Below are 12,152 nucleotides of genomic sequence, written 5' to 3'. Positions count from 1 at the left end.
AGGTTACCTCTTGGCATCGTCAAAAACGGCCGCTATTTTAATGAAACAGCGGGCCCACGCCAAATTGTGCTTAAGTTTCAGAATTACTTGAATTAGCTGATTTACCAGTTATTTGTAGGTAAACTTTCTTCATTTTCCGGAGTTTTCATGGGTAGAATCCCCTCAGTTTTTTTACTTTTCCTGCTGTCCGCCTGTGGGGGCTTCAACAGCAACAGTGTCAAGGATATCTGCGAGACCTATCCCGACATGTGTAGCGATCTTAATCCGGATGGCTGGTGCCGGGCGGAAAAGGCCGACATCATCAAGCACAGGTATCAGATGTCGGTCAGTCCCACAGATAAGCTGCGTTATGATCTGTTACTGGATTTCGAAGACTATAAGAAATGTATCAGCAAGGCCTCTCAGATTGAGCATATCAAGCTCAAGGAAAAGAAATCGGAACGTATCCGTGGCCTGCTGACCGCCGAGCGCGAACTCAAGCGGCTGGCAAATGAAACCCGCGATGCCACCACACCGCATCTGCTTTACTATCAATGGTCGCGTTTTCACAGCGAGCAGGCCTTACAGGGATTTTTGCAGTACGAGAAGAACAATCAGCTTGAATACCCCGAAATGCAGGTCGCACTGGCCACTTACTACAGCAAGTTTGATCGCCCAAAGACCATCCGACTGCTCTACCACGCACTGGAGCTGTACAAGGAAGATGAAGAAATCGACAGGGAAATCTTTCGTAGCCTGTCCAGTTTGTTTATGAAGGAAGAGCAGTTTGACTGGGCTTATCTGTGGGGTTATGTCGCTCGGGAATTCGGCGTGGAAGATCTCAACCTGACCAGTATTCAGGCCATTTTGCATGAACAGGGAAAGAAGACCGCCCCCATTGAGGATAAGGCGGCGCACTATATCGAGCTGATTGAAGAGGGGCGCTTTATCGCCCCCCTCTAATCACTGACTGCATTTTTGTAAGCCACTTTCAGGAAAAATATTTGTTCGCAGGACAAAATTTCTGGTTAATTCGTCTGCAATGGCAAAAAAGCCGGCTTGATGCCGGCTTATGCGGGGATCGCACTGTGGGTTATTTCTTGATTGCCACCTGAGGTTGTCCCGGCTGGCTCCATTCGATATGAAATTTTCGGCCCGGTGATTTGTCGGTGCGCTCGAAAGTGTGGGCACCAAAGTAATCCCGCTGCCCCTGCAACAGATTAGCCGGCAGCACCGCACAGCGGTATGAGTCGTAGTAGTTAAGCGCAGAGGACATAGCTGCACAGGGGATCCCCATCAAGGTAGCATCCGCTACCGCCTTACGCCAATTGCCCTGAAAGGACTTTATCTGGCTGGCAAAAAACGGATCCAACAACAGATTGGCCAGGCTGTCATTCTGCTCATACGCCTGGGTAATGGATTGCAGGAAAACCGCGCGGATAATGCAGCCGGCCCGCCAGATCTTGGCTATCTGGGCAAAATCCAGTTTCCAGCCCTGCTCCTTGCTAGCCATCGCCATCAGCTGGAATCCCTGAGCATAGGCACAGATTTTCGAACAATACAGGGCATCGTGCAAATTCTGCACGGCCTGGTCCTTTTCCTGCCCTGAAAGGACCGGCGCCTCTGGTCCCGAAAGGGCATCGGCTGCCACCAGACGTTCGGCCTTAAGACTGGAAATACTGCGGGCAAATACCGCCTGAGTAATGGTCTGCGCCGGACTGCCCACCTGCAGGGCACTGACGGCCGTCCAAAGGCCGGTCCCTTTTTGTCCGGCCCTGTCGAGGATCAAATCCACCAGCGGCTGGCCGGTTTCCTCATCCAGTTTATCCAGCACCTCGGCGCTGATCTCGATCAGGTAACTGTTCAGCACCCCCTGATTCCACTGACGGAAGGTTTCAGCGATTTCTGCTGGCTGCATACCCAAACCGGCGCGCATGATGTGATAGGCTTCACAAATCAGCTGCATGTCGGCGTATTCGATACCATTGTGCACCATTTTTACATAGTGCCCGGCCCCCACAGGACCGATATAAGTGGCACAGGGCTCCCCTTCCCTGACCGGCTTGCCGGGTACATGTGACTCGATAGGCTTGCCGGAGTCCGCATCCACCTTGGCAGCAATGGCTTCCCAGACCGGCTTGATACGGGTCCAGGCATAGGGATCCCCTGAAGGCATCAGAGAAGGACCAAATCTGGCCCCCACTTCACCACCGGATACGGCCGTGGAAAAGAAAATAAATTTGCCCTTGTAATGGGCTTCACGGGCCACCGAGTCGGTCCACAGGCTGTTACCGGTATCCACGACTATGTCATCGGCGCCGATGCCGGCATCAATGAGATGGTTACAGACATGGTCCACCGGTTCACCGGCAGGCACGGACAGAATAACCAGATGGGGCTTCTTCAGTTTGGCCAGCAGCTCGGTGTAGGAACGACAGCCATGGATTCGAACCTCCTCACTGCCGGCTTCCTGCCTGTCCTGGGCCAGAATGGCATCCACCTTGCTCTGATCCAGGTCGAAGCAAGCAATACGGTATCCGTTGTCGGCCAGATTCAGGGTCAGGTTTTTACCCATGACTCCCAATCCGATAAATCCAATGTCGCAAAGCTGAGTATCTGGCGTCATCTTACTATCCCGTATTGTGGACCCGGAAAAATTGGCGGCGATTATACACACTCCACCCCGCCTTGTAACTTCTGCCCGCCACTTCCTGCTTCCCCGTATCCGTCACTCAGCAGGCAAAGGCTTTTGTAGGCCAGGGTGAAGCGTTCATGACAGGGCTGAGTAGGCATATCGGCGGGATGGTCGTAGCGGGTGTCCAGTAATAAGGACCAGTTGGCCGAGCCAGGCGGCAGATGAAACTCCACCTCATGATCACTGGCATTGAACAGAATCAGCAAATGTTCGGCCCCTTCACCTTCCCCCTTCAGTGCCACGGCAAAAGCCTGGTTGTTCACATCATGCCAGTCGTCCACCACCTTTCGGGCGCCGTCCGGGCGATACCAGCCCACCTTGGAAACGTTGTAGTGAAGGCAGAACTGATCGTCATGCAGATTCAGGCAACTGAGCAGCTCGCTACCCCGGCGCAGGGCGATCACATGTCTGCAGAAGGCGAGAAAGTCTTCCTTACGCTGAGTTAACTCCCAATCCAGCCAGCTTATTTCATTGTCCTGGCAGTAGGCGTTGTTGTTGCCTTTCTGAGTGCGGCTCAGTTCATCTCCCCCGAGTATATGGGGGATACCCTGGGAAAATAACAAGGTGGCAAACAGATTGCGTTTCTGACGATCCCGCAATGCCAGTACAGCCTTGTCCTGGGTGGGACCTTCGGTTCCATAATTGGCCGACAGATTGTGGCCATGGCCGTCGCGATTCTGCTCCAGGTTGGCTTCGTTATGACGTTCTGCATAGCTGACCAGGTCCTGCAGGGTGAAGCCATCATGGTAAGAAACCATGTTCACCGTACTGTGCACCGAGCGGGTGTCCTTGTCGAAGATGTCCCGCGACCCCAACAGGCGCGTGGCAAACACGCTGGTCAGGCCTTTGTCACCCCGCCAGAAGGCCCGCACATTGTCACGATACTTGTCATTGCATTCATGCCAGTGCGACGGAAACTGGCCAAGACGATATCCGCCGATGCCCAGATCCCAGGGTTCGGCGATCAGCTTGACTCCTTCCAGCACGGGGTCCTGGCGCAGGGCGCGAAAAAAGCCTGACTGTCCGGAGAACTCGTAAGGATCCCGCCCCAGACTGGCGGCAAGATCAAAGCGAAAGCCATCCACTCCCATCACTTCCACCCAGTATCGCAGGGCATCCATCACCATCTTCATCGCATAGGGATGCGCCGTATTGACGCTGTTACCACAGCCTGAATGATTCAGATAACGACGGTAATCCGGGATGCCGAACTCATTGTGCTGGAACAGATAAAAAGCCTGATTGTCCAGCCCTTTGAAGGACAGGACCGGTCCATCCAATCCTGCTTCTGCTGTGTGGTTGAACACCACGTCCAGAATCACTTCTATCCCGGCCCGGTGGAAGCATTCCACCATAGTACGAAATTCTGCCACCGGGTCCTCAATGGCATAACGGGGATCGGGGCTGAAAAAGTTGATTGGATTGTAGCCCCAGTAATTGGTCAGGCCTTTCTCGCTGATTGCGGGTTCAGGCATAAAAGCGGCCACCGGCATCAGTTGAATTGCCGTAACCCCCAGTCTTTGCAGATGGTCGATGACGACCGGCTCGCACAGACCAAGGAACTTGCCCTGCCTGGCTTTGGGCACTTCCGGATGAAGCCTGGTCAGGCCTTTCACATGGGCCTCGTAGAGGATCAGGTCGGCACTGGTATGATTGGGTTTATCGGCTGCCCGGAAAGTCGGCAGTGCCTCACAGACAACGCCCTTTGGCACCATAAACTGACTGTCACCCTTGTACTGCCGGGCATTCCACAGGGCCGGGCGGTTGAGGCGTCTGGCATAGGGGTCGATCAACAGCTTCTGGGCATCGAAACAATGGCCAATCTCAGGCACGTTCTTGCCATCCACCCGGTAACCGTACAACTGCCCGGCGCGTATCCCTTGAAGATGGCCATGCCAGACCTTGCCGGTCTTGGCTGGCAGATCTATCTGGCAAAGGGGCTCTTCCGTATCAGCATGGAACAGGCACAGAGTGACTTTTTCGGCATTGGGGGCATGCAGGGAAAAATTGCAGCCTGTGGCTGTCAGGCTGGCCCCATAAGGCCTGGGACAGCCTTCGCTAACCGAACAGCTCAGCTCAGGATTCTGGCTCATATAAAACAAACAGAGTCGACAAAGGAGGTAAATTTACCCTGATCGAATGGGGTTTGCCATGCCAGGGCTGCTCATCCTGCACAATAGTCTGCTGTTCATGGTAACCACTGCCCCAGTAACGACTGTCATCGGTATTCAGCAACAACCGGTAGTGACCCTTGTCCAGCGCTCCGATACGGAAGTTCTCCCTGGGGATAGGCGTGAAGTTACTGATCACATAGACTTTCTGCCGGCCGTCGGCGGACCGGCGTAAAAAGGCCAGGACACTCTGTTCTGCATTCTGGTGATCCACCCACTCGAAGCCTTCCGGTTGGTGATCACACTGGTGCAGGGCCGGATACTTCAGGTAAAGGTGGTTAAGTTCCCTGTAAAGGCATTGAATACCTTTGTGTTTGTCAAACTCAAGCAGATGCCATTGCACCGAACTGTCATGATTCCACTCACTGGACTGACCTATTTCGTTGCCCATGAAATTCAGTTTTTTACCGGGGTGACCATACATAAAGGCCGCATAACAGCGTTGGTTGGCGGCCTGTTGCCATTCGTCTCCCGGCATTTTTCGCAGCAACGCCCCTTTGCCATGCACCACTTCATCGTGGGACAGGGGCAGGATAAAGTTTTCGTCGAAGGCATAGACCATGGAAAAGGTCATTTCATTATGGTGATAGCGGCGGTAAGCGGGGTCCTTGGCGATATAATGCAAGGAGTCGTGCATCCAGCCCATGTTCCATTTGAAGCCAAAGCCCAGTCCCCCCTCGAACAGGGGCCTGGAGACCCTGGGATAGGAGGTGGACTCTTCAGCAATGGTCATGGCATGGGGATGCCTGGCATAGACTTCCTTGTTCATCCATTGCAACAGGCTAATGGCCTCATAGTTGTGATTGCCGCCGTCCACATTGGGGATCCACTCCCCGTCTTTACGCGAATAGTCCAGATAGAGCATGGAGGCGACCGCATCCACCCTCAGACCGTCTACATGGAATTTATCCAGCCAGTACAGTGCGTTTGCCACCAGAAACTGCCTGACCGTATCCTTGCCATAATCATAGATGCAGGAGTTCCAGTCGGGGTGCCAGCCCTTTCGGGGGTCTTCATATTCATACAGGTGGGTTCCATCGAAGCGGGCCAGGCCATGACCATCTTCGGGAAAATGTGCCGGCACCCAGTCGATGATGACGCCGATGCCGGCCTGATGGCAGGCATCGACAAAGTATTTGAAGTCGTCCGGATTGCCGAAACGGCTGGTGGGGGCAAACAATCCCACCGGTTGATAGCCCCAGGAACCGTCGAAGGGATATTCGGAAACCGGCAACACCTCAATATGGGTATAGCCCATCTCCCTGACATAGGGAATGAGTTGTTCGGCCAGTTCCCGGTAAGTCAGGTAACGGGCTCCTGTTTCATCCATACGCCGACGCCATGAGCCCAGGTGGACCTCATAAATACTCATGGGGTGGCTGTATTTGTCCCGTCCCGCCGTTTCCCGCCAGTCGCCATCCTGCCACTGATACTGGTGATGATCATAGACCACCGAGGCATGAGAAGGATACTGCTCGGCGTGAAAGCCTACCGGATCGGCCTTATGGGGCAGGCCGTTCCCTTCCCTGTCTTTGAGGGCATACTTATATCGGCTGCCCGGCTCCACTCCCGGCACAAACAACACCCAGTAGCCCAGGCTGGTCTTCTGCATGGGGTGGGCTGTCTCATCCCACCAGTTGAAATCACCTATTAAGCTGACGGCTGAGGCATTGGGTGCATACAGGGCAAAGCGGGTGCCCCTGACAGGGTGTTTGAGTTCCATGTCCAACTCAATAACCTGAGCACCGAGCTGCTGATACAGGTTCTCCGGACTGTGGTCGATAAAATGCACCGCATGGTAGGCCTGGTCCCGGAACTGATACGGATCGACCCGCTGAAATTTGCCCTGGGGCGTGTCAACTTCAAAGGCATAGCAGGAGGGCATCTTCTCTGCCGCCAGTTCAATGCTGAACAAACCGCTCTGGGCCTCTGCCAGCAAGGCACCCTGCAACTTGCCTGTCCTTACATCCACCAAGTGAACCTGATTGGCCCCGGGCAACCAGGCACGAAGGATGACCTTGTCCTCATGGGGCTGAGGGCCCAAAAAGCCGAAGGGTTCGGCCACCCGGGCCTGTTCCAGTGCCTGTGTCTGCATGTCTACCTCATTGTCAATGTGCTAAGCCTGACCGGCTCTCGCTCTGGCCTGTGTCAGGCCACTGGCCAGTCCCTTGAGGGACGGGTCAGTAAATATCTGTTCCAGATTTCGAGTCAGCTTGCGCTGCCAGTTGGGATATTCACTGCTGGTGCCCGGGACATTTACCGGCTTATCCATTTCCAGCCAGTCTTCCAGTTGCAGGCTCAGCAATGTGCTGGATCCGGCGGCCATATGGATCTGCAAACCGTGGTTGAGCTCCTTGCTCATGCCTACCTGTTCCACCTGCTGCCCCACCCACTCCGGGATAGAGCCATGCCCATGGAGGGAATCGAGGATCTGCTGCTTATTGTCGTGCCTGGAATCATATAACCCCTGCAAGATCTGCTCGGATGGATACAGATTCAGACGCTTGCCCAGTTCCAGATCCAGGCAATGCCAGTAACCGGTCAGCGTCGGCATATCATGGGTGGTGAGGGTCGACATGGATTGTACCGGGTAATGGGCCGGGGAGAAAAAGCCGCCGTCTTCTGCCTGTTCGAAGAAAAATACCCGATAGGAATGCACACCGTTGTCCGCCAGTTTATCGCGGATCTCCTCAGGTACAGTGCCCAGATCCTCACCGATAACCAGCACCTGGTTGCGATGACTTTCCAGAGCCAGTATGCCCAGCAAATCATCCACCGGGTAATAGACGTAACCGCCCTGTCTGGCCGTATCCCCCTTTGCCACCCACCACAGGCGCAATAAAGCCATCACATGGTCAATACGCAGTGCCCCACAGGAGCGCATGTTGGAGGCGAATAAGTCGATAATGGGCTGGTACTGTTGCTGATAAAGCACCTGCGGATCCATAGGCGGCAGTCCCCAGGTCTGCCCCAGGGGCCCCAGAATATCAGGCGGAGCACCGACGCTGGCACCTGTGGCGTACAGCGCCTTGTTGCCCCATATTTCTGCACTGCCTTCACTGACGCCCACTGCCAAATCCCGGTACAGGCCAATGCCCATGCCATGTTCGGCCGCCACCTGGTGTGCTTGCTCCAACTGCAGAGCCGCCTGCCATTGCAGGAAAAGGAAGAATTTGATGCGCCTGGCATGGGTCTTCTTGAACTTGCTGACCTGCGGCAGATGGTATTCGGCCAGTTCCCCCGGGAACACCGGCCAGCCCCAGAAGTCTTTTCCCCGCCCCTTAAGGTCTTCTTGCAGGGCATCGTAGGTGGCCAGCATCTCCAGGCTTTCGCCGCCTTCCCGAATAAATTGCTTGAAGGCACGATTCTGCTTGCTGTTACCTTTAAGCAAGGTCTGCTCATAGCGGGTAAAGAGCATATCCAACACTTGCAGCTTGAGTTGGGTAACCGCCTCATAATCCACATACTCCACTGCCCTGGCATGACGAAGCCGGGCCTGGAAATCGGCCGAATTCACCAGTTCCTGCACCTCATCTGATTCAAAGCCCTCAAGAGCGCTCACATCGATGTAAATAAAATTCAACCAGCGACGTGATGAGGGGCCATAGGGGCTGCAGGAGCCTGGATTAGCCGGATACAAGGCATGGATGGGATTCAGTCCGATAAAGTGGGCCCCCTGGGTTGCTGACTGTGCAAGCAGGTACTTGAGATCGCCAAAGTCCCCTATCCCCCAGTTACGTTCGCTGCGCAGACAGTAAAGCTGCACACTCAGACCCCAGAACTTTTTGCCCTGTTCGATCTCCTTTGGCTTATAACAGGCCCTGGGGGCAATAATCAGGCGCATGCCGGCAATCTCGTCACCATCCTCATCCTGCAGACTCAGGTGGTGATATCCCAACCCGGGTTGCGCAGACAAATCGATCAGATATTCCTGGAATTCCACATCCTGCAGGTGCGCCACATTAATCAATTCGCCTTCACAGGGCACTACCTTCTGGGACAAAATCCCGCCCTGCTCAGTGGCCAGTTGTAAATGATAGGAATCGTTGACCAGTTCAATGGGCAGGCGCAGCGTAATGATCAGGGGTTCACCCAGTCGGTTTACTTGCACCGGGTCCAGGGGAGTCATCCAGGCCTGTTCCCGCTCCTGCTCCAGTTTAGCCGTCAGAGCCGCCTTGTCATCCACCGGATACCCCATGGCCTTAAGCAGCTTCGCCTTGGTCTGCGGCTCAACCCGGGCCGGCTTACCCCAGGCATCCACATAATTGGACTCGATACCCTTAATTTCTACCAACTTTTCTATGAGTGTTTCGTTCATGGAGCAGCAACGCCTAAACTGAAATTTGTCAAAAATTACACTTGGAACCCTGTCTCTGGTCTTTATCACCAGAAGGACCCGCTGGCCGACACTATACTGAGTTTTATTGACGAACAGATGATGAAAACGTATGCAAAGCGGTCAAGGGTTTGCCATGCCTGTTTCGAAACAGCCTGCATACAGGTTGGATAGAAGCTAGCCAAGAAAGCAAGCATAGTCTAACTGTTCAGGGTACACCCACACTTATTCGTAATTTAACAACATTATATTGACATAATTTTGCCTTGGACGGCAGTTTGATCCATAATTTCTGTAATTTATTTTCACAATGACCAATGATGAGGAATCCCATGTCAATCAAAGTCGCAATCAATGGTTTTGGCCGCATAGGTCGTAACGTCCTGCGCGCCCTGTATGAAGCAGAAAAGCAATATGATCTTGAAATTGTCGCCATCAATGATTTGGGTGACGCCTCCATCAATGCCCACCTGGTCAAATATGACACGGCGCATGGCCGTTTTGCCGCCAGGGTCAGCCATGACGATGAGGCCATCTATGTCAACGACGACAGGATCCAAATCTTCTCTGAACGCAACCCGGCCGACTTGCCCTGGGGCAAGCTGGGTATCGATGTGGTGTTTGAATGTACCGGTCTGTTTACCGATAAGGCCAGTGCCGGCCAACACCTTCAGGCCGGCGCCCGCAAGGTTATCATCAGCGCACCAGGCAAGGACGTGGATGCCACCGTGGTATATGGCGTGAACCACAACGTGCTGACTGCCGATATGAGCATTATTTCCAATGCATCTTGTACGACCAACTGCCTGGCACCGGTCGCCAAGCCGCTTTACGATGCCCTGGGTATCGAAAGTGGCCTGATGACGACCATTCATGCCTATACCAATGATCAGCGTCTGAGCGATGTTTACCATACAGATGTGCGCCGTGCCCGTGCCGCTGCCATGTCAATGATCCCGTCAAAAACAGGCGCTGCAGCGGCTGTGGGCCTGGTGGTACCGGAGCTGAAAGGCAAGTTCGACGGCATGGCCGTGCGAGTGCCGGTGATTAACGTTTCCCTGGTGGATTTGAGTTTTATCGCCGGTCGTGAAACCAGCGTAGAGGAAGTCAATCAGATTATTGCCACGGCTGCAGCCAGTTCGCCCATGAACCAGGTATTGGCAGTGAACGAATTGCCGTTGGTTTCCGTAGACTTCAATCATGTGGCTTATTCGTCTATCTTCGATGCCACTCAGACCAAGGTGCAGGGGCGCCTGGTGAAAGTCATGTCCTGGTACGACAACGAATGGGGCTTCAGTAACAGAATGCTGGACAATGCCCAATATTGGCTTAGCCTCTGATACTGGATATTCTAAGAAGGCGGCCAGGACCGCCTTTTTTGCAGCAGGAGGACGCTTTTTGTGAAACTTTCCACCCATGTCTCACAACGCACATCCGATCAGGGAATGTCTATCATCAGTATCGATAACCAGGCAGCCAGCCTCGAACTGTCGCTGTTTGGCGCCCATGTCCTGAGTTACATGCCCAAGAAGGACAGCCGCCAGCGACTCTATATGAGTCCCTGTGCACTGATGGATGGCAGCAAAGCCATACGCGGCGGGATCCCCATATGCTGGCCCTGGTTTGGTCAGCATGAGGCAAGCAGTTTGCCCGCTCATGGCTACCTGCGCACCCGGGTCTGGAGAATTACCCGTATCGACGATGATTTGCGTGAAACCCGCCTGCAACTGCAACCCGGCAGAACACGGGGCGAGGGCTTTGACGGCTGTGCCGATGTGACACTGACCCTGCTGGTGGGCGACAGTCTCAGCCTGAGCCTGGATACCCAAAATATCGGCCAGCAGCCTTTTAGCTACAACGCTGCCCTGCACTCTTATTTTCGGGTCAGTGATATCCATAAAGTCAGGCTGGCAGGTCTGGACGGTGACTACCTTGATAAGGTCAGGGACGGGCAAAGAGCTCCCACCCCAGATCCTTATACCTTTGAAGGTGAGACTGATCGAATCCATCTCTGCCAGACATCCGACACCTTACTTACAGACCCGGACTATGAAATGAGTATCGGACACCGGGGCCATGACAGCATAGTGGTCTGGAATCCCTGGCAGCAGAAGAGTGAGGCGATGGCGGATATGCCAGACGGGGACTACCGACAGATGCTGTGTATAGAAACAGCCATTACCCAGGGCAAGCGACTGGCCCCGGATGAACAACATCAACTGGTGCAAATTATTGATTGATCTGTCTGATCATGCGTATTTCATAAAAAAACCGCCTGTAGGCGGTTCTTTTCTAAGTCCAGACCTTAACCGGCCTGGGCATCCACCGCCAGTGCACCTTTAACGGCCTGACTGGCCAGCTCGGTGATCCTGTCCCAGTTACCCGCTTCCACCACATCATCAGGCGCCAACCACGAGCCACCGACGCATTTCACATTAGGCAGGGCCAGATAATCCAGATAATTGTTGGCTGAGATACCGCCAGTGGGACAGAAGGTCACATCCGGAAAAGGCCCGCCGATGGATTTCAGGGCTTTGATGCCGCCAGAGGCTTCGGCCGGGAAAAACTTGAAGTGGGTATAGCCGAGATCCCTGCCCTTCATCAACTCCGAAATGGACGAGATGCCGGGGATCAGGGCAATCTTGGCCTCATTACCGGCTTCCAGCAATTCATGGGTCAGGCCGGGGCTGATGGCAAACTTGGCGCCGGCTTCCACCGCCTGCTGGAGCTGCGCGGCGTTGGTCACAGTCCCCGCCCCCACCAGGGCATCGGGTACCTTATCAGCAATTTCCCGTATTACTTCCAGCGCTGCCGGGGTCCGCAGCGTCACTTCCAGCACCCGGATCCCACCTGCAATCAGGGCCTTGGCCAGAGGTACCGCATGGGCGACCTCTTTGATCACCAGCACCGGAACAACGGGTCCCTGGGCGAACAGCTGCTGTGAAGAAATCATCCAATCTTTAGTCATGAA

At 54.3% G+C, this 12,152-nt stretch carries 8 protein-coding genes; 3 read left to right on the top strand and 5 right to left on the bottom strand.

The genetic code is table 11. The features are described from left to right. The first annotated feature begins 147 nt into the window (after positions 1-147). Positions 148-942: a DUF2989 domain-containing protein gene (locus J0A66_RS16880; protein ID WP_206575021.1), complete on the top strand. Its 795-nt coding sequence runs from the start codon at positions 148-150 to the stop codon at positions 940-942. A gap of 130 nt (positions 943-1,072) precedes the next feature. Here J0A66_RS16880 and gnd read toward each other — a convergent pair whose 3' ends face one another. From gnd to malQ, 4 genes are read right to left on the bottom strand one after another with little or no spacing between them, the layout of a single operon-like run. Continuing rightward, complete coding sequence (gene gnd / locus J0A66_RS16875; protein ID WP_206575020.1) at positions 1,073-2,605, bottom strand: NADP-dependent phosphogluconate dehydrogenase; 1,533 nt, start codon at positions 2,603-2,605, stop codon at positions 1,073-1,075. Positions 2,606-2,646: 41 nt separating this feature from the next. Further along, positions 2,647-4,767 (bottom strand): glycogen debranching protein GlgX, encoded by a 2,121-nt coding sequence (gene glgX / locus J0A66_RS16870; RefSeq protein WP_206575019.1) that lies wholly within the window; start codon positions 4,765-4,767, stop codon positions 2,647-2,649. Then, on the bottom strand, positions 4,751-6,940 hold the full coding sequence (glgB, locus tag J0A66_RS16865; protein ID WP_206575018.1) for a 1,4-alpha-glucan branching protein GlgB: 2,190 nt from the start codon (positions 6,938-6,940) through the stop codon (positions 4,751-4,753). The genes glgX and glgB overlap by 17 nt, the downstream gene beginning before the upstream one ends. 21 nt (positions 6,941-6,961) lie before the next feature. Continuing rightward, entirely contained in the window at positions 6,962-9,163 is a 2,202-nt protein-coding gene (gene malQ / locus J0A66_RS16860; RefSeq protein WP_206575017.1) for a 4-alpha-glucanotransferase, read from the bottom strand. A 350-nt stretch (positions 9,164-9,513) separates the two neighbouring features. On the opposite strand from malQ, the gene gap reads away from it, so the two are divergent. After that, on the top strand, positions 9,514-10,521 hold the full coding sequence (gene gap / locus J0A66_RS16855; RefSeq protein WP_206575016.1) for a type I glyceraldehyde-3-phosphate dehydrogenase: 1,008 nt from the start codon (positions 9,514-9,516) through the stop codon (positions 10,519-10,521). Positions 10,522-10,581: 60 nt separating this feature from the next. Then, positions 10,582-11,421 carry a D-hexose-6-phosphate mutarotase gene (locus tag J0A66_RS16850; RefSeq protein WP_338143909.1) on the top strand — a complete coding sequence of 280 codons (840 nt, stop codon included), beginning with the start codon at positions 10,582-10,584 and terminating at the stop codon, positions 11,419-11,421. Between the two features lie 65 nt (positions 11,422-11,486). Here the strand turns inward: J0A66_RS16850 and J0A66_RS16845 are convergent, their stop codons facing one another. Then, a complete protein-coding gene (locus J0A66_RS16845; protein ID WP_206575015.1) occupies positions 11,487-12,149 on the bottom strand; it encodes a bifunctional 4-hydroxy-2-oxoglutarate aldolase/2-dehydro-3-deoxy-phosphogluconate aldolase in 663 nt (220 codons plus the stop codon). Positions 12,150-12,152 lie beyond the last annotated feature (3 nt).

This window comes from Bowmanella dokdonensis (assembly GCF_017254865.1).
GTDB classification, from domain to species: domain Bacteria; phylum Pseudomonadota; class Gammaproteobacteria; order Enterobacterales; family Alteromonadaceae; genus Bowmanella; species Bowmanella dokdonensis.
Note: the sequence above shows the minus strand (reverse complement) of the source record. Positions and strands in the feature narration are given on the sequence as shown.